Below are 20,620 nucleotides of genomic sequence, written 5' to 3'. Positions count from 1 at the left end.
AACGGGGGCAATCGTGCAAAAGCGGCGATGTTAACACGCTCACCAAGGTGTTTCAGGTACACCGTTTCGGTGGAATCAGGTCTGCTTGTAGCCGCGCACGTCGTCTACACCACGGTTGGCCAACTGGTCAGCCCGTTCGTTGCCGTGATGGCCGATGTGCCCACGCACCCACTTCCAGGTGACCTTGTGGCGATTGACTTGTTCATCCAGCTCTTTCCACAGATCGGCGTTCTTTACCGGCTCTTTCGCAGCGGTTTTCCAGCCGCGCTTTTTCCAGTTGGCCATCCACTCGTTGATGCCCTTCATCACGTATTGCGAGTCGGTCACCAGCAGCACTTCGCACGGACGCTTCAATGCTTCGAGGCCACGGATGGCACCAAGCAGCTCCATGCGGTTGTTGGTGGTATTGGCTTCGCCGCCCCACAGTTCCTTTTCGACGCCCTTGCATACCAGCAACGCGCCCCAGCCGCCCGGTCCGGGGTTGCCCTTGCAGGCGCCGTCAGTGAAAAGTTCTACGCTATCGACGCTTTCGCTCATGCCAATCTATCCAGAAAAAAATGCGTGGCCCCACCCATCGTGGATCGATGATGGCCGCGGCCGGAGCGAGTCCGGCCACTTAGAAAAAGAAGGTTTACGGTTCGATACGGCGACGATTGACCTTGGCCATCGGCAGCGGAATCAGCTTGCCCATCGGTTCGCGACGTTGCTGGCGCACCGGTCGCAGACCGACCACAATCTTGCGCGCCACCAATAAGTAGAAGCCGCCGCCCGACAGCTGCCAGTCACCGGCCTTGCGTTCCCAACCCGCCAGACGGGCCTGCCACTTGGGCGACGCGAGCGGCGGACGATAGCACCCGAAGCGGCGTTTCTCCAGCGCAAAGCCGAGCAGATTGAGCCAGTCGGCAACCCGTGAGGGCGAGATGCAGCGAGCCTGGCGCAAGGCGTCATGGGCGAATACGTGACGCAAACCCCAAGAGCTCCAGGGATTGATGCCGATGATCAGCAGATGCCCGCCGGGGCGCACGCTGCTCGCCGCTTCACGCAACAGGCCGTGGGGCGACAGACAGAAATCCAGCCCATGCTGCATCACCACCACGTCGGCGGCATGCTCGCTCAGCGGCCAGGCTTGCTCTTCGCAGACGATCTCGACACCGGGCAATGGCGCACCAAGACGGACGTTGCGCTGCACCTGCGGTGCCGAGGGCGGATTGTCGGCGGACGGGCCGTAATGCACCAGGTAGCCCCCAAAAAAGCGACCCAACTCGTCTTCGAGCATGCGCCGCTCTTCATCCAGCAGAAATTGCCCGATCGGGCTCGACAGCCATTCACGGGCGGCGCTGATCAACGCCAGCCAGTCCGGATCAGCCTGAGCGAACGCTTTATCGGTCATGTCATTCTCCAACGCGCCAGGAACCACTAAGATGCGCCAATGTTTTCCGCTTGGCGAATTCCGACGATGATACAGATCAGTGCCCTGCCCGCCTTCACCGACAACTACATCTGGTTGTTACAGGATCACCGTACCCAGCGTTGTGCCGTGGTCGATCCGGGCGATGCCGCGCCGGTCCAGGCGTGGCTTGCTACCCATCCGGGCTGGGTGTTGAGCGACATTCTGATCACCCACCATCACCACGACCACGTCGGCGGCGTCGAGCGCTTGAAGAACGCCTGCGGCGCAACCGTTTACGGCCCGGCCAGCGAAAACATTCCAGCGCGGGATGTGGCGCTCAATGACAACGACACCGTCAACGTGCTCGGCTGGGACTTCGATGTCTACGCGGTGCCCGGTCACACACTGGGACACATTGCCTATTACCACCACGGTTTGCTGTTCTGCGGCGACACCCTGTTCGCCGCTGGTTGCGGCCGGTTGTTCGAAGGCACGCCGCAGCAGATGCACCACTCGCTGAGCCGCCTCGCCGCTTTACCGGAAGATACGCTGGTCTATTGCACGCATGAATACACACTGAGCAATCTCAAGTTCGCCGCAGCGGTCGAGCCGAGCAACCCGGACATCGCCGCTCGTCTGGAAAAAGTCATTCAGCAACGGCAGAACAACGTCATGACCCTGCCTTCGACCCTGGCCCTTGAAAAACTCACGAATCCCTTTTTGCGCACCGGAGAAAGATTGGTTACACAAAAAGTGGACGAACGGGAAGGCGCTCAAAACCGGGCGCCGAGTGAGGTTTTTGCGGCTCTGCGGGCCTGGAAAGATAAGTTCTAAGTACCTCACCGCTTGGTACAAAAATTCTGAAAGGTTGACCTCAGGGGGTGTGCTTTCTAGAATCGCCCGACATTTTTGCCCGGAACTTACTTCCAGCCAATGTCGTCATCAATACGTAAGTCCGTCAATTCAGACGCATTGACCCGCTTGGCGCAAGCCATCGCGGTGGCTGTGTCCGCCACGCTGGCGGGCTGCTCCAGCCATGCACCGCAGACTGAAGCGACCCATACGCCGAACATCGCTGCGCGAGCCAAACAGAAGCCGATCTGGCTGACCGAAAAGGCCAGCCAACAGGCGCCTCAGGATGTCTGGGAGCGCATGCGCGAAGGCTTCCAGTTGCAGGATGGCCTGGGCGTGAACCCGCGCATCGAGCAGCAGCGCCTGTGGTTCGCCAGCAATCCCTCTTTCCTCGAAAATGCCGGCGAACGCGGCAGCCTCTACATTCACTACATCGTCGAACGCCTCGAAGAACGCAACATGCCGCTGGAACTGGCCTTGCTGCCAGTGATCGAGAGCGCCTACAACCCGATGGCCTACTCTCGGTCCAATGCGGTGGGCCTCTGGCAATTCATCCCCTCCACCGGGCGTTACTTCAACCTGCGTCAAACCCGCTTCTACGATGGCCGTCGAGACATCACCGCCTCGACCACGGCGGCGCTGGATTATCTGACCCGCCTGCACGACATGTTCAACGGTGACTGGTTGTTGGCCCTCGCGGCCTACAACGCCGGTGAAGGCACGGTCAGCCGCGCGATCGAGCGCAACGAGAAACTCGGCCTGCCAACGGATTACTGGAACCTGCCATTGCCAGCGGAAACCCAGGCGTACGTGCCAAAGCTTCTCGCACTGTCGCAAGTGGTGCTGACGCCGGAAGCCTACGGTGTGAACCTCAACCCGATCGCCAACGAACCCTATTTCCAGGTCGTCGAAATCAACCACCGCATGGACCTGTCCAAGGTCGCTGCCGTTGCCAACATCGACGAAGACGAACTGTTCCAGCTCAACCCGGCCTTCAAGCAGCGCACCACCATCGACGGTCCTCAGCATCTGCTGGTGCCTACGTCCAAGGCGCAACTGCTGACCGCCAGCCTGCAGACCATGCGACCTGAAGAGCTGATGAGTCCTCGTTCGTTGAAGCCGGTATTCGACGGTGCCGACCCTGGCGAAGTGGCCCAGCTCAAGCGCGCCTATCGCGTGAAGCGTGGAGACAACCTCGGTTCCATTGCCAAGGCCAACAAGGTCCAGGTGAAGGACCTGCAACGCTGGAACAAACTGACCGGCCATAACCTCAAGATCGGCCAGACCCTGGTCATGCGGGACACCACCAGGCGCAGCCCTTCGCGCAGCAGTGGCCGGGTCAATACCGTTGTCGCCGCCAACAGCAAGACCAAAGGCAAAAACACCAGCAAGCAGCGGACCCAGTACAAGGTCAAGCAAGGCGACTCGCTGTACAGGGTGGCCAAGCGTTTCAACGTTGAAATGCAGCACCTCAAGCGCTGGAATCCGGGCACTGGCAAGGCCTTGAAGCCTGGGCAGATGCTCACGGTTTATCAGCCGCATTGATTTGATATCAAAAGATCGCAGCCATCGTCAGCGCCTGCATTGACCCCGACAGGCGCTGACGAAGGCTGCGATCTTTTTTTGTATTAACACAGCATTAAGCCGCTATCTTTTTCCTGTCCATACAAGCTGTTACTGTACGGCCCACAAAGCCCCAGCCGCCTGGATCGGATCTGACTTGAAGCGTCCCCTCCTCCTGCTCCTGATCAGCCTGGCCTTGAGCTCACCCGCAAGCGCGACGATTACCGAAAGTCACGGTTATGCGCAATTCGGCACGCTCAAGTACCCGGCCAGATTTACCCACTTTGACTGGGTCAACCCGCAAGCGCCCAAGGGCGGTACGTTGCGGGTGATGGCGTTCGGCACCTTCGATACGGTCAATCCATACACATTCAAAGGCACCAGCCCGGTCACTACCGCGAATTTTCTCCAATACGGCATCAACGAGCTGAATGAGCCGTTGATGGTCGGTACTGGCCAATACTCGCCGTCCGGTGATGAGCCGGCGTCCAGCTATGGACTGATCGCACAATCGGTGGAGTACAGCGAAGATCGCAGCTGGGTGGTATTCAATCTGCGCCCGCAAGCGCGTTTCCACGACGGTACGCCGATCACTGCCTACGACGTGGCGTTCTCCTACCGCTTGTTGCTCAAAGAAGGCCATCCGCTGTATCGCACGGCCCTTCAGGAGGTGTTGCGGGTCGACATCCTCAACTCGCAGCGCATTCGTTTCGTGCTCAAACGCTCCGGCAACCCGCTATTGATTTTGCGCCTCGGTGAATTGCCGGTGCTGGCGCAACATTACTGGAAAGACCGCGACTTCAAGGCCACCACCTTCGAACCACCTCTGGGCAGCGGGCCATACCGAATCACCTCGGTGACGCCGGGTCGGCAGTTGATTTTCGAGCGGGTCAAGGATTACTGGGGCAAGGACCTGGCGGTCAATCGCGGCAAATACAACTTCGATCGCATGGAGGTCGAGTTCTACCGCGACAGCGACGTGGCGTTCGAGGCCTTCAAGGCCGGTGAGTTCGACATCTACATCGAGCATCAGGCGAAGAACTGGGCCAACGGCTACAACTTCCCCGCAGTACGCCGCGGCGACGTGATCAAGGCACAGATCCCGCATCAGATCCCGACCCAGAGCCAGGGCCTGTTCATGAACACCCGGCGCACGACGTTCGCCGACGTCAAAACCCGCGAAGCCCTGGGCTTGATGTTCGACTTCGAATGGACCAACCGCGCCTTGTTCAGCGACGCTTATAAACGCACGGCCAGCTACTACCCCAACAGCGAATTCACCGCCAGCGGCCTGCCGATCGGGCATGAATGGCTGATGCTCAAGCCCTACAAGGATCAACTGCCGGCCAAACTGTTCACCGAGCCGTTCACGCTGCCGCGGACCGACGGGCGTGGTATTCCTCGAGAAACCATGCGTAAAGCCCTGGCACTGCTCGCCGAGGCTGGCTGGAAGCTCAATGGCCAGCGTTTGCAGAACGCCGCCGGGCAGCCACTGAGCTTCGAGCTGTTGCTGGTTAACCCGAATCTGGAACGCATCCTCCAGCCGTACATCGAAAACCTCAACAGCATCGGCATCGACGCCCGCCTGCGCACCGTGGATCGTGCCCAGTACAAACAACGTCTGGATCAGTTCGATTTCGACATGATCCTGATGACGCTCAACCAGACCCTCAGCCCGGGCCTTGAGCAATGGCAGTATTTCCACTCCAGTCAGGCCGGGGTCAAGGGCAGCAAGAATTACGCCGGCATCGCCAACCCGGTGGTCGATCACCTGCTTGAACAATTGCTCGCCGCACGCACCCGCGATGAACAAATCGCCGCCGGCAAGGCACTCGACCGTGTGCTGCTGTGGCAGCACTACAGCATTCCCAACTGGTACCTCAATTATCACCGTTTGGCCTACCGTAGCCGGTTGGCCTTCGTCACCACGCCGCCCTACACCCTGGGCCTGAGCGCGTGGTGGCTGAAATCTTCGGAGAAAGATCAATGAAACCTTTCCGCGCCCTGATCGTGCAGGCCAGCGGCTTGTTGTTTGCCGGGCTGGCCTGCGCTGCGCCGCAACACGCACTGACCCTGTACAACGAGCCGCCCAAATACCCGGCCAATTTCAAGCATTTCGACTATGTGAACCCCGACGCGCCCAAGGGCGGAATCTTCCGTCAGGCCGGATTCGGCAGCTTCGACAGCCTCAACCCGTTCATCAGCAAAGGTGTGCCGGCCGATGACATCGGCCAGATCTACGACACCCTGACCAAGCACAGCCTCGATGAGCCGTTCACCGAGTACGGGCTGATCGCCGGCAAGATCGAAAAGGCTCCGGACAACAGTTGGGTGCGTTTCTACCTGCGCCCCGAAGCACACTTCAGTGATGGCCACCCGGTGCGCGCCGACGACGTGGTGTTCAGTTTCCAGACCTTGACCAAGGAAGGTTCACCGCTGTTTCGCGGCTACTACAAAGACGTTGCCGAAGTCATTGCCGAGAACCCGCTCAAAGTCCTGTTCAAGTTCAAGGACACCAACAACCGTGAATTGCCGTTGATCCTCGGCCAGTTGCCGGTGCTGCCAAAACACTGGTGGGCCGGTCGCGACTTCACCAAGGGCAATCTGGAAATCCCGCTGGGCAGCGGCCCCTACAAAGTGGCCGAAGTGAACGCTGGCCGTTCCGTGCGTTATGAACGGGACAAGAACTACTGGGGCAAGGACCTGCCAGTCAATCGTGGTTTCTACAACTTCGACTCGATGACCACCGACTACTACCGCGACAACACCGTCGCACTGCAAGCGCTGAAGGCTGGCCAGTTCGATTACTGGCTGGAAATGACCGCGAAGAATTGGGCCAACGCCTACAACGTCCCCGCCGTCATCGAAGGCCGATTGATCAAGGAGCAGATCCCCAACGGCAACCCGACCGGCATGCAAGGCTTCGTCTACAACCTGCGTCGTCCGGTATTCCAGGATATACGGGTACGTCGTGCATTGAGCCTTTTGCTCGATTTCGAATGGACCAACAAGCAATTGTTCAACAGCGCCTACGTGCGCACACGCAGTTATTTCGAGAACTCGGAAATGGCCGCCACCGGCCTGCCCGACGCCGAAGAACGGGCCATTCTTGATCCATTGCGTAGCAAGCTGCCGGCCCAGGTGTTCAGCGAAGCCTTCGAAAACCCCAAGACTGACGCCAGCGGCATGATTCGCGCTCAGCAACGCGAGGCCTATCAACTGCTGCAAGAAGCGGGCTGGAAGGTCGTGGACGACAAAATGGTCGATGCCACCGGAAAACCGGTGGTGATCGAGTTTCTGCTGGCCCAGACCGAATTCGAACGGGTGCTGCTGCCGTTCAAGCGCAATCTCGCCGACCTGGGCATTGATCTGGTGATCCGTCGCGTCGACGTTTCGCAGTACATCACCCGTGTGCGTTCGCGCGACTTCGACATGATCGTCGGCAGCTTCCCACAGTCCAATTCGCCAGGTAACGAACAGCGCGAATTCTGGATGAGCGCCGCCGCCGACCGGCCCAGCAGCCGCAACACCATGGGCTTGAAGGATCCGATCGTCGATCAACTGGTCGAGAGCCTGATCAATGCCGATTCGCGCAAAAGCCTGGTCGCACACGCCCGTGCGCTGGATCGCGTGTTGCAGTGGGGCTACTACGTGATCCCCAACTGGCACATCAAGACCTGGCGCGTGGCGTACTGGAACCACATCGGTCACCCGAAAGTTTCCCCCAAGTACGACATCGGCATTAATACCTGGTGGGTCAAGCCGGAAACGAAGCCAGCCGTAGAAATCGAAACCCAACTGCAAGCCGACCCTGCGGGCACGGAGTAATCAGATGCTGGCGTATATTTTTCGGCGACTGCTGCTGATCATTCCCACCCTGTTCGGCATTTTGCTGATCAACTTCGTGATCATCCAGGCCGCGCCCGGTGGGCCGGTGGAGCAGATGATCGCCAAGCTCGAAGGCTTCGAAGGCGCCACCAGCCGCATTGCCGGCGGTGGCGCCGAAGTGTCGGTGGCGGGCTCCTCCTATCGCGGCGCGCAAGGCCTGGACCCGGCACTGATCAAAGAAATCGAGCACATGTACGGGTTCGATAAATCGGCGCCGGAACGGCTATGGATCATGGTCAAGAACTACGCGTCGCTGGACTTCGGCGACAGTTTTTTCCGCGATGCCAAGGTCATCGACCTGATCAAGGAAAAGATGCCGGTGTCGATCTCCCTGGGGCTGTGGAGCACGTTGATCATGTACCTGGTGTCAATCCCGCTGGGGATCGCCAAGGCCACACGACACGGCAGCCATTTCGACGTCTGGACCAGTTCGGCAATCATCGTCGGCTACGCGATCCCCGCGTTCCTCTTTGCGATTCTGTTGATCGTGGTGTTTGCCGGCGGCAGTTATCTGGACTGGTTTCCGCTCAGGGGGCTGACCTCGAACAACTTTGATGAGCTGAGCCTGGGCGGCAAGATCCTCGATTATTTCTGGCACCTGGCATTGCCGGTGACCGCGCTGGTCATCGGTAACTTCGCGACCATGACCCTGCTGACCAAAAACAGCTTCCTGGACGAGATCAACAAGCAATACGTGGTCACCGCCAAGGCCAAGGGCCTGACCCGCCATCGCGTGCTTTACGGCCATGTGTTCCGTAACGCCATGCTGCTGGTGATTGCCGGTTTCCCGTCGGCGTTCATCGGCATCTTCTTTACCGGCTCGTTGCTGGTGGAAGTGATTTTTTCCCTCGACGGCCTGGGCCTGATGAGTTTTGAAGCGGCGATCAACCGCGATTACCCGGTGGTGTTCGGCACCCTGTTCATCTTCACCCTGCTGGGGCTGGTGGTGAAACTGATCGGCGACCTCACCTACACCCTGGTCGATCCGCGCATCGACTTCGAAAGCCGGGAGCATTGAGATGAACCTGTCCCCTCTCAACCGCCGCCGCTTCGAATTGTTCAAGGCCAACAAACGTGGCTGGTGGTCGCTGTGGCTGTTTCTGATCCTGTTCGGGCTGAGCCTGGGCGCCGAGCTGATCGCCAACGACAAACCGCTGGTGGTGCATTACGACAACAGTTGGTATTTCCCGGCAATCAAGCGCTACCCGGAAACCACCTTCGGCGGCGAATTTCCGCTGGAAGCCAACTACAAGAGCCCGTACATCCGCAAACTGCTCGAAGCCAAAAAGGCTTGGGTGCTGTGGGCGCCAATTCCGTACAGCTATCAAAGCATCAACTACGACCTGAAAGTCCCGGCCCCGGCCCCACCGTCGGCGGACAACCTGCTGGGCACTGACGATCAGGGCCGCGATGTGCTGGCGCGGGTGATTTACGGCTTCCGTATCTCGGTGCTGTTTGCCCTGACGTTGACCGTACTCAGCTCGATCATCGGCGTACTTGCCGGGGCCCTGCAGGGCTTCTACGGCGGCTGGGTCGATTTGGCCGGCCAGCGTTTTCTGGAAATCTGGTCGGGTTTACCGGTGCTGTATTTACTGATCATTCTCGCCAGCTTCGTCCAGCCCAATTTCTGGTGGTTGCTGGGGATCATGTTGCTGTTTTCATGGATGAGTCTGGTCGACGTGGTACGTGCCGAGTTCCTCCGTGGCCGCAACCTCGAGTACGTGCGCGCAGCCAGGGCACTGGGCATGCAGAACGGCGCGATCATGTTCCGCCACATCCTGCCCAACGCCATGGTCTCGACCATGACTTTCATGCCGTTCATCCTCACCGGCGCCATCGGCACCCTCACCGCGCTGGACTTCCTGGGTTTCGGCTTGCCGGCCGGCAGTCCGTCGCTGGGTGAACTGGTCGCTCAGGGCAAATCCAACCTGCAAGCGCCGTGGCTGGGCATCAGTGCCTTCGCCGTGTTGGCGCTGATGCTGAGTTTGCTGGTGTTTATCGGCGAGTCCGCTCGCGATGCCTTCGACCCGAGGAAGTGAAATGAGTCAGGACAATCTGATCGAAGTGCGCGACCTCGCCGTCGAATTCGGTTTCGGTGAGCGCGTACACCGGGTCGTCGAAGGTGTGAGTTTCGACATCAAGCGCGGCGAAACCCTGGCCTTGGTCGGCGAATCCGGCTCGGGCAAATCGGTGACAGCGCATTCGATTCTGCGCTTGCTGCCCTACCCGATGGCCCGCCATCCGGCCGGCAGCATCAATTACTCCGGGAAAAGTCTGCTGAGCCTGAGCGAAAAGGCCCTGCGTCACATCCGCGGGAACCGCATCGCGATGATCTTTCAGGAGCCGATGACGTCGCTCAACCCACTGCATTCGATTGAGAAGCAGATCAACGAGGTGCTGGGCATCCACAAGGGCCTGACCGGCAAAGTCGCGACCCAGCGCACGCTGCAATTGCTGGAGATGGTTGGCATCCCCGAGCCCCACAAGCGCCTCAAGGCCCTGCCCCACGAATTATCCGGTGGCCAGCGCCAGCGGGTGATGATCGCCATGGCCCTGGCCAATGAGCCGGAACTGCTGATCGCGGACGAACCGACCACCGCCCTGGACGTGACCGTTCAGCTGAAAATCCTCGATTTGCTCAAGGAGCTTCAGGCGCGATTGGGCATGTCGCTGCTACTGATCAGTCACGATTTGAACCTTGTGCGAAGAATTGCGCATCGCGTATGTGTCATGCAGCGCGGTTGCATCGTCGAACAGGCATCGTGCGAAGAGCTGTTCCGTTCGCCGCAGCACCCGTACACTCGGGAATTGCTCGGCGCAGAGCCCAGCGGAGGCCCGGCGACCAATGAAATCGGGGCGCCGCTGCTTGAAGTCGAGAACCTGAAAGTCTGGTTTCCGATCAAGAAAGGCTTGCTCAAGCGCACGGTGGATTACGTCAAGGCAGTCGATGGTATCCATTTCAGCTTGCCTCAGGGGCAGACGCTGGGGATTGTTGGCGAAAGCGGATCAGGTAAATCCACGCTGGGTCTGGCGATTTTGCGGCTGATCGGCAGCAAAGGCGCGATCCGCTTTGAAGGCAAGCAGCTAGACTGCCTGACGCAGAACGAGATTCGTCCGTTGCGTCGGGAGATGCAGGTGGTGTTTCAGGACCCGTTTGGCAGCCTGAGCCCACGAATGTGCGTGAGCGACATCGTTGGCGAAGGCCTGCGGATTCACAAGATGGGCACCGCCGCCGAGCAGGAAGCGGCGATTATTGCGGCATTGAAGGAGGTAGGTCTGGATCCGGAAACCCGGCACCGCTACCCCCACGAATTTTCCGGTGGGCAACGGCAGAGAATCGCCATTGCCCGGGCTTTGGTGCTCAAACCGGCGCTGATCCTTTTGGACGAGCCGACGTCGGCGCTCGACCGGACGGTGCAGCGGCAAGTGGTGGAGCTCTTGCGTTCACTGCAAGCCAAGTACAACCTGACGTATTTGTTCATCAGCCATGATCTGGCTGTCGTCAAAGCGCTGAGCCACCAGTTGATGGTGGTCAAGCATGGCCAAGTGGTCGAACAGGGGGACGCGCAAAGTATCTTTGCCGCCCCTCAACATCCGTATACACAGCAGTTGCTGGAAGCCGCTTTTTTGGCACCAGCCACTGCGCAATAACCTGAAAGAGGAGCAACACATGGGTTTTCTCGCCGGTAAGCGCGTACTGATCGTCGGTGTCGCCAGCAAGCTGTCCATCGCATCCGGCATCGCTGCCGCCATGCATCGCGAGGGCGCTGAGCTTGCCTTCACTTATCAGAACGACAAACTCAAAGGTCGTGTCGAAGAATTCGCCCAAGGCTGGGGTTCGAGCCCTGAGCTGTGCTTCCCGTGCGACGTGGCCAGCGATGAAGAAATCGCCAAGGTCTTCGAAGCATTGAGCAAGAAGTGGGACGGCCTGGACTGCATCGTCCACTCCGTTGGTTTCGCCCCGGGCGATCAACTGGACGGCGACTTCACCGAAGCCACCACCCGTGACGGTTTCCGCATCGCTCACGACATCAGCGCCTACAGCTTCGTGGCCCTGGCCAAAGCTGGCCGCGAAATGATGAAAGGCCGCAACGGCAGCCTGCTGACCCTGTCGTACCTGGGCGCAGAGCGCACCATGCCGAACTACAACGTGATGGGCATGGCCAAGGCTTCGCTGGAAGCGGGCGTGCGTTATCTGGCCGGTTCCCTGGGCCCGGACGGCACCCGCGTCAACTGCGTATCGGCTGGTCCGATCCGCACCCTGGCCGCTTCCGGCATCAAGAACTTCCGCAAGATGCTGGCCGCCAACGAAGCGCAAACCCCACTGCGTCGCAACGTCACCATCGACGAAGTCGGCAACGCCGGCGCCTTCCTGTGCTCCGATCTGGCGTCGGGCATCAGCGGTGAAATCATGTACGTGGACGGCGGTTTCAACACCACCGCCATGGGCAACATCGAAGAGTGATCTTCGGTTAGCCGATAAAAAACGCCAATTCAGATGGCGTGAAAACCTGGCAATCGGCTAAGTGCTCAAAAAAATGCTCCGTATCGAAAGATGCGGAGCATTTTTCGTTATGGCCTGAGCCCGGTCAGCACTTTCCCGATGAGACTGTTCAAAGGTTGCGGGCAAGTCTGTCCGGGCCTATGTTGCAAACGAGGCTTTTCCTCGCGAACGGAACGCGATCCATCACCAACAAGAGGTGAAGAATGTCAAAGGAATCCCGCCCCGCCGTCCTTGGGCTGATAGGAAATACACCGCTGGTACAAGTCACCCGCTTCAATACCGGGCCATGCACGCTGTTTCTCAAACTTGAATCACAAAACCCCGGCGGCTCAATCAAGGACCGCATCGGCCTGGCGATGATCGACACCGCCGAACGTGATGGTCGCCTGCAACCCGGCGGCACGATTGTCGAAGCCACGGCCGGCAATACCGGGCTGGGCCTCGCACTGGTCGGCCGCGCCAAGGGTTATCGCGTGGTGCTGGTGGTGCCAGACAAAATGTCCACCGAGAAAGTCCTGCACTTGAAAGCCATGGGTGCCGAGGTGCACATCACCCGCTCGGATGTCGGCAAGGGTCATCCCGAGTATTACCAGGACGTCGCGGCGCGGTTGGCGAAAGACATTCCCGGCGCGTTTTTCGCCGATCAGTTCAACAACCCGGCCAACCCGCTGGCCCATGAGTGCAGCACCGCGCCGGAGATCTGGGCGCAGACCGAGCATGATCTGGATGCGATTGTGGTCGGCGTCGGTTCGGCCGGCACGCTGACCGGACTGACCCGTTTCTTCAAACGCGTGCAACCGGATCTGGAGATGGTTCTGGCCGATCCGGTGGGCTCGGTGATGGCTCAATACAGCCGCGACGGCACGCTGCCCAAACCCGGTTCCTGGGCGGTTGAAGGCATTGGCGAAGACTTCATTCCGTCGATCACCGACCTCTCCAGCGTCCGCCACGCCTACTCGATCAGCGATGAAGAAAGCTTCGATCACGCCCGCCAATTGCTGCGCGCCGAGGGCATACTCGGCGGCTCGTCGACGGGTACCCTGCTCGCAGCGGCCTTGCGTTATTGCCGCGAACAGACCGAACCGAAACGCGTGGTGAGTTTCGTCTGCGATACCGGCACGCGCTATTTGTCCAAAGTCTACAACGATCAGTGGATGACCGATCAGGGCCTGTTGCAGCGCAAGGGCTACGGCGACTTGCGCGATCTGATCGCACGGCGTTTCGAGGACGGCCGGGTGATCAGCGTCGGCCCCGGCGACACGTTGCTGACCGCGTTCCAGCGCATGCGCCTGGCGGATGTCTCGCAGTTGCCGGTACTGGTTGAAGGAAAGGAGCTGGTCGGCGTGATCGACGAATCGGACATCCTGCTGGCCGTTCACGAAGATGCCGCTCGCTTCAGCCAATCGGTCTCCAGCGTGATGACCGACAAACTGCAAACCCTCGCCCCCGGTGCGCCCCTCGCTGAGCTGGAATCAGTGCTCAGCCGCGGCCTCGTGGCAATCATCGCCGATGCTTCAGGCTTTCATGGCCTGATCACCCGCACCGACATGCTTAACCAATTACGGAGATCCCTCGCATGAGTCAGCACGACAAGAATGCCCAAGGTTTCGCGACCCGGGTGATCCATGCCGGGCAGGAACCGGACCCGACCACCGGCGCGCTGATGCCGCCGATTTATGCCAACTCCACTTACCTGCAAGACAGCCCCGGCGTGCACAAGGGTTTTGACTACGGCCGCTCGCACAACCCGACGCGCTTTGCGCTGGAACGCTGCGTGGCGGATCTGGAGGGTGGCACCCGTGCATTTGCGTTCGCTTCCGGGCTGGCGACGATCTCCACGGTACTGGAATTGCTCGACGCGGGTTCACACGTCATTTCCGGCAACGACCTGTACGGCGGCACCTTCCGGCTGTTCGACAAGGTGCGTCAACGCAGCGCCGGGCATCGTTTCAGCTACGTCGATCTGACCGACCTCTCAGCGTTCGAAGCGGCGCTGCAGGAGGACACGCGTATGGTCATGGTCGAAACACCGACCAACCCATTGCTGAGCCTGTCGGATCTGGCCGCCATTGCCCGCCTCTGCCGGGCCCGCGGGATCATCACGGTTGCCGACAACACCTTCGCCAGCCCGTATATCCAGCGGCCGCTGGAGCTGGGTTTCGACATTGTGCTGCACTCGACCACCAAGTACCTGAACGGTCACTCCGATGTGATCGGCGGCATCGCGGTCGTCGGGCAGAACGCCGAACTGGCCGAGCGTTTGGGCTTTTTGCAGAATGCGGTCGGCGCGATCGCCGGGCCGTTCGATGCGTTTCTCACGTTGCGCGGGGTGAAAACCCTGGCGCTGCGCATGGAGCGTCATTGCAGCAATGCGCTGGATCTGGCGCAGTGGCTGGAGCATCAGCCGCAGGTCAAGCGTGTTTATTACCCGGGCCTGCCATCCCACCCGCAGCACGAACTGGCCAAGCGACAGATGCGCGGCTTCGGCGGGATGATCGCCGTGGACTTGAACAGCGATCTGGCCGGTGCGCGGCGTTTTCTGGAAACCGTGAAGATCTTCGCCCTGGCCGAAAGCCTCGGCGGCGTCGAAAGCCTCATCGAGCATCCGGCGATCATGACCCACGCCACCATTCCACCTGAAACCCGCGCAAAACTGGGCATTGGTGATGGGCTGGTGCGTTTGTCCGTCGGTGTCGAAGACATCGAGGACTTGCGCGCCGATCTGGCCCAAGCACTGACGAAAATCTAGTCCGGCAAGCACGACAAAGCCCGCACGATGCGGGCTTTGGTATTCGAGTAGGCGGCCAGTGCTGGTCTCTGGCTTACAAGGTTTATCAGGCTTCTCACAGTACCGGACCAAATTGAAAAGGTACGGTCTCGGCTGCTTCACACGGCGTAAGGGCTGGATCTCAGCGCGGAGATCTTTCTAACCGTGTACCCTTCGGAACGCGCCCCACGTCCCCTTGCTATCCGCTTGCGCATCAGTCTGCGTCTTCGCCTACATCTTTGAGCCTAGCAAAGCGACGCGAGCACGGATGAGTGTTTTTAGACTGATTGGTTCTTGCGGCTGCCTGCAAGGAAGCGAACGCTCTATCTTCAAACATCATCCTCACGGAGTGCGGCGCCCAGAAAATCAGGGCGTTCGGTTTTGATCACGGATCCACCTGCGCCATCAATTCCGGCACCGACTCCGGCCGTTTCGCATAGCGCTGCGCCAACACCGCGCAGACCATCAGTTGAATCTGATGGAACAGCATCAGCGGCAGGATCAGCACGCCGATGGTGCTCCCGGCAAACAACACCTGCGCCATCGGCACGCCGGTGGCCAGGCTCTTTTTCGAGCCGCAGAACAAAATGGTGATGCGGTCTTCCTGGCTGAAGCCAAACGCCTTGCCCAGCAGCGTCGACGCCACCAGTACCAGCGCCAGCAAGATGCAGCACACCACCACCAGCCCCAGCAGATCGGCGATTGGGATCTGATGCCAGATACCTTCGTTGACGGCTTCACTGAACGCGCCATAAACCACCAGCAGAATCGAGCCTTGATCGACAAATTTCAGCCAGTTTTTGTTGCGCCCCACCCACGCACCAATCCAGCGCCGTGCGACCTGCCCGGCAATGAAGGGCAGCAGCAGTTGCAAACTGATTTTCAGGATCGCATCGAGGGTCGAACCGCCGTCGCCCTGCACGTCAAGCAACAACGTCACCAGTAACGGCGTGAGGAAAATCCCGAACAGGCTGGACGCCGCTGCGCTGCAAATCGCCGCTGGAATATTGCCCCGCGCCAGCGAAGTGAAGGCAATGGCCGACTGCACCGTGGCTGGCAAGGCGCACAGGTAAAGCATGCCCATGTACAGCTGATCACCGATCAACGGCGACAGCAGCGGTTTCAGCGCCAGACCCAATAGCGGGAAAAGAACAAACGTCAGGCCGAACACCAGCAAATGCAGGCGCCAGTGACCCGCACCGGCAATGATCGACTCGCGGGAAAGTTTGGCGCCGTGGAGGAAAAACAGTAGCGCGATGGCAATGTTGGTCAGCCAGCCAAAACCGACCGCGACCTGGCCGCTGGCGGGCAGAAAACTGGCCAGCAACACAACGCCAATCAGCGTCAGGGTGAAGTTGTCGGGCAAAAATCGTGGGCGCGTCATGGTGTGTTCATCCGGGGGTTGCCAGTGCGTGCCGACGACTCTAACGTGACAGGCCATTACCGACTAACGCCGAAGAGCCCGCAGATGCCGCCTAAAGGACACACAAAGAGCATCCGACGCAGCATTCCCGGGCTGCCCAGCCTGCCGCGCCCACTGTACGGGCGCACCGAATCGCTGCCCAATCGTGCGCTGACCCGTCGCCACAGCCACCCTTGGGTGCAACTGTCTTACGCCATTCAGGGCGTGCTCGAAGTACAGACCAGCGCCGGACGTTTCGTTGCGCCGCCGGAGCGCGCCGTGTGGATTCCGGCCGGCGTGCCGCACCGGGTATTCAGCTCACCGCACACCGAGATGCGCAGCCTGTACATCGATTGCAGTGTCGCCGGTTGGGCGGTTGGGCATTGCCATGTGCTGGGCGTCAGCGATTTGCTCAGGGAGCTGATCCGCGCGTTCAGCCGGGTGCCTGTGGAATACGACCAGAACGGCGCCCATGGACGCTTGGCGCAAGTGATCCTCGATCAATTGGCCGAGGCACCCCAGATTGATCTGATGCTGGCGCTGCCTCAGGACGCACGTTTGCGGCAGATCTACCAGAGCCTGGAGCAGCATCCGGAACAGCAAACCACACTAAGCCACTGGAGCGAGAAGTTCGGCGTCACCGAAAAGACCCTGACACGCCTGTTCCTGCGCGATACCGGCCTGACCTTTCGTGCCTGGCGCCAGCGCTTACGCCTGCTCGGCGCCCTGACGCCATTGGAGAAAGGTGAACGCGTTACCGACGTCGCGCTGGCCTGTGGCTACGATTCGACCTCGGCGTTTATCGCGGCGTTTCGCCAACAGTTCGGCGAAACGCCAGGGGAGTTTTTTCGTTAATCAGCGAACCGCCAGCGACTCCAGAAGATCGCCGCTGCGACCCGACACTTCGTTTTTTACGAACTCTCCCCCAGAAATAAACGATTTTTCTTTGGCGCAAACTCGTCGCTAGCATGGCCTCGTCTGACCCTCACTCAAACAAAGCTCGTACAACAAAGACAGGGAGCGCGACATGCCTGCCACGAACATCAATATCGGCGAACCCTGGATGTGGGGCGCCTTCATCGTCTTCGTACTCGCCATGCTGGCACTGGATTTGTTTGTGTTCGGGGGGCGCAAGGCGCATCGCGTCTCGGTGCGCGAAGCCTTGTCCTGGGTCATTGCCTGGTGCTTGTTGGCATTGAGTTTCGCGGGGTTGCTCTGGTGGTACCTGAACGGCACGTTCGGCGGCGAAATCGCCCGGCAGAAAACCCTCGAATTCCTCACCGGTTACCTGATCGAGCAATCGTTGTCGATCGACAACATGTTCATCTTCGTGATGATCTTCAGCTACTTCGCCGTGCCGCCGGAGTTGCAGCGCCGGGTGCTGCTGTACGGCGTGCTCGGGGCGATCGTGATGCGTGCGGTGATGATTTTTGCCGGCGTGTGGCTGGTGTCGCAGTTCGAGTGGCTGCTGTATGCCTTCGGCGTGTTTTTGATCATCACCGGGGTCAAGATGCTGGTGTTCGCCGAGCAACAACCGGATCTGGAAAAAAACCCTTTGCTGCGCTGGGTCCGCGGGCACATGCGGATCACCAAGGACTTTCATGGCGAGCGCTTTTTCGTGCTGCAAAACAGCGTGCGCTGGGCCACACCGATGTTTCTGGTACTGGTGTTGATCGAAGCGAGCGACCTGATGTTTGCGGTCGACAGCATCCCGGCGATCTTCGCCGTCACCACCGACCCGTTCATCGTGTTCACCTCGAACATCTTCGCGATCATGGGCCTGCGGGCGCTGTATTTCCTGCTGGCAGACATGGCTGAGCGCTTTCATCTGCTCAAGTACGGGCTGGCGATTGTGCTGGTGTTCATTGGCGCCAAGATGACGTTGATGCCGTGGCTCCACATGCCGGTGGAGTGGTCGCTGGCGGTGGTGGGTGTGGTGATTCTGGGCTCAGTGTTGTTGAGCCTGATGATGACCAGAGAAAAAACGCCGGAAAAACAATCTCCGTAAATCCATGTGGGAGCAAGCTGCTCCCACAAGGTTATGTGCTGCTATTTATCGGACTTGATACTGGTCCAGACGCGGGTGCGGACGCGCTCAAGCTTTTGCGGCAATGGCTGAACCACGTAGAGCGTTTTCAGCGCTTCGCTGGTCGGTGTCAGGTTCGGGTTGCCGGTGATGTCCTTGTTGATCAGCGCCATCGAATCCTTGTTCGCGTTCGGGTAACCGAGGAAATCGCTGATCGGTGCAATCACCTTCGGATCCAGCAAAGTGTTGAGGAATTCGTGGGCCTCGGCGACGTTCTTCGCGCTCTTGGGAATGGCGAAGGTGTCGAACCAGATCGGCGCGCCTTCCTTTGGCAAGCGCCAGTCAACCACTACGCCGTTTTTCGCCTCCTTGGCGCGATTGCCGAACTGGTAGAAGCTGCCGGAGTAACCGATGGCCACGCAGATGTCGCCGTTGGCGATGTCGGTCATGTACTTGGCCGAGTTGAAATAGGTTACGTAGGGGCGAACCTTGAGCATCAGCTCCTTGGCTTTTTCATAGTCGGCCGGGTTCTGGCTGTTCGGATCGAGGCCCAGGTAATGCAGGGCCAGCGGCAGGATTTCTGTCGGCGAATCAAGCATCGCTACACCGCAGGATTTGAGCTTTTCCATGTTCTGCGGCTTGAACACCAGATCCCAACTGTCCACCGGCGCATTGTCGCCCAATGCAGCCTTGACCTTGGCCGGGTTGAAGCCGATCAGCACGGTACCGACCATGTAAGGCACGCCGTACTGGTTGCCCGGATCGTTCTTGCCCAGCAGTTTCAACAGATCCGGATCCTGGTGGCTCCAGTTCGGCAGTTTCGATTTATCCAGTTTCTGAAACACCCCAGCCTTGATCTGCGTTTCAAGGAACTGGTTCGACGGCACCACCAGGTCGTAACCGGAGTTGCCGGTCAGCAGTTTGGCTTCCAGCGATTCGTTGGTGTCGAAGGTGTCCCAGGTCACTTTGATACCGGTTTTCGCGGCGAAATCCTTGGGCACCGACGGCAGGATGTAGTCCGCCCAGTTATAGACGCGCAGCTCGCGCTGCTCGGCCTGAACGGCGCTGGCCAGCAGCGTCAGCCCACACACGGTGGCGCCCAGAATGCGTTTCATCGTGACCATGGTTGTTTCCCCAAAATGCGGCGTGAGTCGATGGTTTTTATGTTCTGTACACGGCAGCGGCTTTAAAGGTAGCCAAGGGTAATAAAGTTTCAGCGTCTCGTTGTGGCATTGATTCTTGCTGACAGCGGCGCCTGAGCACAGTGGGGGATGGGCCAAAAGGGGATCGATATGGCCAATTTGAATGACCACCGGGATGCGGAAACAACAATGCCCGGCAGTTTTGCCGGGCATTGTCAGGTCGAGGATCAACTCAGTCGGTGTAACCCAACTTGACCGCCCTGCTCTGCCCGGTCTGACTCTGGCCACGCGTCGCCAGGCAGTAATAAAGAGGAATCGTCACCACCAGGCCAACCAGCCACGACAGATCCGCACCGTCGACCAGATTGGCGTAAGGCCCGACGTACAGTGAAGTATTGGCGAACGGCAACTGCACGACGATGCCGATGAAATAGGCAATGATCGCGTGCAGATTGAAGCGTCCGTAAATGCCACCGTCAGCACGGAAAATCGAGGTGATGTCGTAGCAGCCGCGTTTGATCAGGTAAAAGTCGATCAGGTTGATCGACGCCCACGGCACCAGCAACAGCAACAGCGCCAGAATCAAACCGATGAACTCGGAAATGAGATCCGCCGAAGCGCCGAGTGCGACCATGCAGCATCCCGCCAGGATCACGTGCGGAATGCCCATGGGCGGGCCTTGTGCCGACGCCAGGGCGATCACCACGCCACCGATCATGTGCCCCAGCACAATCGCCAGCAGCCCCCAGAACAAGTCGAGATGGAACACCTGAACCACCATGGCGCCGGTGACGATGGGCAGTGGCGCAATGTTGGTGCTGAACCAAAGGGTGAAAAGGTCGCGGGCCTTCCCGTGGCGTTCCGCGAGTGGGACGTAGTCGACCGTGTGATTCTCGATCAACGGATCTTGCCGGGACATATGCATGAACTCGAGTTTGTCTGTTCTTATCGTTGTATGACGGCGTTTTTCAAGGTTGTTGTCGCGTCGCCGTCTAACTATGCCGCTCTTTTCTCGGTCTGCTGCTGCTGCCGATCCGGGTTCAACATCACAGTGCCCATCGGCTCCCAGTTTCTTGTCTGGCCAGA

General features: G+C 59.5%; 17 protein-coding genes. 12 read left to right on the top strand and 5 right to left on the bottom strand.

Annotated elements, in window-relative coordinates:
* Nucleotides 1-75 precede the first annotated feature (75 nt).
* Together rnhA and AACY02_RS21875 are read right to left on the bottom strand one after the other, a co-directional pair.
* The gene (gene rnhA / locus AACY02_RS21880) at nucleotides 76-537 is read right to left on the bottom strand and encodes a ribonuclease HI (RefSeq protein WP_339433738.1); all 462 of its coding nucleotides are present in this window, start codon (nucleotides 535-537) and stop codon (nucleotides 76-78) included.
* Nucleotides 538-631: 94 nt separating this feature from the next.
* Nucleotides 632-1,390 carry a class I SAM-dependent methyltransferase gene (locus AACY02_RS21875; protein ID WP_339433737.1) on the bottom strand — a complete coding sequence of 253 codons (759 nt, stop codon included), beginning with the start codon at nucleotides 1,388-1,390 and terminating at the stop codon, nucleotides 632-634.
* A gap of 66 nt (nucleotides 1,391-1,456) precedes the next feature.
* Between AACY02_RS21875 and gloB the strand changes: the two genes are divergently transcribed.
* The 10 genes from gloB (at nucleotide 1,457) to AACY02_RS21825 (ending at nucleotide 14,946) form a co-directional block, all read left to right on the top strand.
* Nucleotides 1,457-2,224, top strand: a complete 768-nt coding sequence (gloB, locus tag AACY02_RS21870) for a hydroxyacylglutathione hydrolase (protein ID WP_339433736.1) — start codon at nucleotides 1,457-1,459, stop codon at nucleotides 2,222-2,224.
* 99 nt (nucleotides 2,225-2,323) lie between these two features.
* A complete protein-coding gene (locus tag AACY02_RS21865) occupies nucleotides 2,324-3,787 on the top strand; it encodes a transglycosylase SLT domain-containing protein (protein ID WP_339433735.1) in 1,464 nt (487 codons plus the stop codon).
* 175 nt (nucleotides 3,788-3,962) lie between these two features.
* Entirely contained in the window at nucleotides 3,963-5,795 is a 1,833-nt protein-coding gene (locus AACY02_RS21860; protein ID WP_339433734.1) for an extracellular solute-binding protein, read from the top strand.
* On the top strand, nucleotides 5,792-7,633 hold the full coding sequence (locus AACY02_RS21855) for an extracellular solute-binding protein (protein WP_339433733.1): 1,842 nt from the start codon (nucleotides 5,792-5,794) through the stop codon (nucleotides 7,631-7,633). Before AACY02_RS21860 ends, AACY02_RS21855 begins: the two co-directional genes overlap by 4 nt.
* 4 nt (nucleotides 7,634-7,637) lie before the next feature.
* Nucleotides 7,638-8,711, top strand: coding sequence for a microcin C ABC transporter permease YejB (locus tag AACY02_RS21850; RefSeq protein WP_095190979.1), 1,074 nt, complete (start codon nucleotides 7,638-7,640; stop codon nucleotides 8,709-8,711).
* 1 nt (nucleotide 8,712) lies between these two features.
* The gene (locus tag AACY02_RS21845) at nucleotides 8,713-9,732 is read left to right on the top strand and encodes an ABC transporter permease (protein WP_339433732.1); all 1,020 of its coding nucleotides are present in this window, start codon (nucleotides 8,713-8,715) and stop codon (nucleotides 9,730-9,732) included.
* A 1-nt stretch (nucleotide 9,733) separates the two neighbouring features.
* Nucleotides 9,734-11,344 carry an ABC transporter ATP-binding protein gene (locus AACY02_RS21840; RefSeq protein ID WP_339433731.1) on the top strand — a complete coding sequence of 537 codons (1,611 nt, stop codon included), beginning with the start codon at nucleotides 9,734-9,736 and terminating at the stop codon, nucleotides 11,342-11,344.
* Between the two features lie 19 nt (nucleotides 11,345-11,363).
* Nucleotides 11,364-12,158, top strand: a complete 795-nt coding sequence (fabI, locus tag AACY02_RS21835; protein WP_007910591.1) for an enoyl-ACP reductase FabI — start codon at nucleotides 11,364-11,366, stop codon at nucleotides 12,156-12,158.
* A 242-nt stretch (nucleotides 12,159-12,400) separates the two neighbouring features.
* Nucleotides 12,401-13,777, top strand: coding sequence for a cystathionine beta-synthase (locus AACY02_RS21830; RefSeq protein WP_339433730.1), 1,377 nt, complete (start codon nucleotides 12,401-12,403; stop codon nucleotides 13,775-13,777).
* Complete coding sequence (locus tag AACY02_RS21825; protein ID WP_339433729.1) at nucleotides 13,774-14,946, top strand: cystathionine gamma-synthase; 1,173 nt, start codon at nucleotides 13,774-13,776, stop codon at nucleotides 14,944-14,946. Before AACY02_RS21830 ends, AACY02_RS21825 begins: the two co-directional genes overlap by 4 nt.
* 403 nt (nucleotides 14,947-15,349) lie before the next feature.
* Here AACY02_RS21825 and AACY02_RS21820 read toward each other — a convergent pair whose 3' ends face one another.
* Nucleotides 15,350-16,348 carry a bile acid:sodium symporter family protein gene (locus tag AACY02_RS21820; RefSeq protein ID WP_339433728.1) on the bottom strand — a complete coding sequence of 333 codons (999 nt, stop codon included), beginning with the start codon at nucleotides 16,346-16,348 and terminating at the stop codon, nucleotides 15,350-15,352.
* A gap of 84 nt (nucleotides 16,349-16,432) precedes the next feature.
* On the opposite strand from AACY02_RS21820, the gene AACY02_RS21815 reads away from it, so the two are divergent.
* Nucleotides 16,433-17,221, top strand: a complete 789-nt coding sequence (locus tag AACY02_RS21815) for an AraC family transcriptional regulator (protein WP_339433727.1) — start codon at nucleotides 16,433-16,435, stop codon at nucleotides 17,219-17,221.
* A gap of 172 nt (nucleotides 17,222-17,393) precedes the next feature.
* Nucleotides 17,394-18,374, top strand: coding sequence for a TerC family protein (locus AACY02_RS21810; RefSeq protein ID WP_339433726.1), 981 nt, complete (start codon nucleotides 17,394-17,396; stop codon nucleotides 18,372-18,374).
* 41 nt (nucleotides 18,375-18,415) lie between these two features.
* On the opposite strand, the gene AACY02_RS21805 is transcribed toward AACY02_RS21810, so the two are convergent.
* Nucleotides 18,416-19,516 (bottom strand): polyamine ABC transporter substrate-binding protein, encoded by a 1,101-nt coding sequence (locus AACY02_RS21805; RefSeq protein WP_339433725.1) that lies wholly within the window; start codon nucleotides 19,514-19,516, stop codon nucleotides 18,416-18,418.
* Nucleotides 19,517-19,766: 250 nt separating this feature from the next.
* Nucleotides 19,767-20,453 (bottom strand): cytosine permease, encoded by a 687-nt coding sequence (locus AACY02_RS21800; protein ID WP_339433724.1) that lies wholly within the window; start codon nucleotides 20,451-20,453, stop codon nucleotides 19,767-19,769.
* Nucleotides 20,454-20,620 lie beyond the last annotated feature (167 nt).

The sequence above is a fragment of the Pseudomonas sp. EA_65y_Pfl2_P78 genome (assembly GCF_963970495.1).
In the GTDB taxonomy this organism is placed as follows: domain Bacteria; phylum Pseudomonadota; class Gammaproteobacteria; order Pseudomonadales; family Pseudomonadaceae; genus Aquipseudomonas; species Aquipseudomonas baetica_A.
This window is presented reverse-complemented; position numbering and strand designations above follow the sequence as displayed.

Bases quoted from the DNA above. Each gene is read 5' to 3' on its own strand.
- AACY02_RS21845 (WP_339433732.1), top strand. From the start codon at position 8,713: ATGAACCTGTCCCCTCTCAACCGCCGCCGCTTCGAATTGTTCAAGGCC.
- rnhA (WP_339433738.1), bottom strand. From the start codon at position 537: ATGAGCGAAAGCGTCGATAGCGTAGAACTTTTCACTGACGGCGCCTGC.
- AACY02_RS21840 (WP_339433731.1), top strand. From the start codon at position 9,734: ATGAGTCAGGACAATCTGATCGAAGTGCGCGACCTCGCCGTCGAATTC.
- AACY02_RS21815 (WP_339433727.1), top strand. From the start codon at position 16,433: ATGCCGCCTAAAGGACACACAAAGAGCATCCGACGCAGCATTCCCGGG.
- fabI (WP_007910591.1), top strand. From the start codon at position 11,364: ATGGGTTTTCTCGCCGGTAAGCGCGTACTGATCGTCGGTGTCGCCAGC.
- AACY02_RS21800 (WP_339433724.1), bottom strand. From the start codon at position 20,453: ATGTCCCGGCAAGATCCGTTGATCGAGAATCACACGGTCGACTACGTC.
- AACY02_RS21875 (WP_339433737.1), bottom strand. From the start codon at position 1,390: ATGACCGATAAAGCGTTCGCTCAGGCTGATCCGGACTGGCTGGCGTTG.
- AACY02_RS21810 (WP_339433726.1), top strand. From the start codon at position 17,394: ATGCCTGCCACGAACATCAATATCGGCGAACCCTGGATGTGGGGCGCC.
- AACY02_RS21865 (WP_339433735.1), top strand. From the start codon at position 2,324: ATGTCGTCATCAATACGTAAGTCCGTCAATTCAGACGCATTGACCCGC.
- AACY02_RS21825 (WP_339433729.1), top strand. From the start codon at position 13,774: ATGAGTCAGCACGACAAGAATGCCCAAGGTTTCGCGACCCGGGTGATC.
- gloB (WP_339433736.1), top strand. From the start codon at position 1,457: ATGATACAGATCAGTGCCCTGCCCGCCTTCACCGACAACTACATCTGG.
- AACY02_RS21855 (WP_339433733.1), top strand. From the start codon at position 5,792: ATGAAACCTTTCCGCGCCCTGATCGTGCAGGCCAGCGGCTTGTTGTTT.
- AACY02_RS21830 (WP_339433730.1), top strand. From the start codon at position 12,401: ATGTCAAAGGAATCCCGCCCCGCCGTCCTTGGGCTGATAGGAAATACA.
- AACY02_RS21850 (WP_095190979.1), top strand. From the start codon at position 7,638: ATGCTGGCGTATATTTTTCGGCGACTGCTGCTGATCATTCCCACCCTG.
- AACY02_RS21805 (WP_339433725.1), bottom strand. From the start codon at position 19,516: ATGGTCACGATGAAACGCATTCTGGGCGCCACCGTGTGTGGGCTGACG.
- AACY02_RS21820 (WP_339433728.1), bottom strand. From the start codon at position 16,348: ATGACGCGCCCACGATTTTTGCCCGACAACTTCACCCTGACGCTGATT.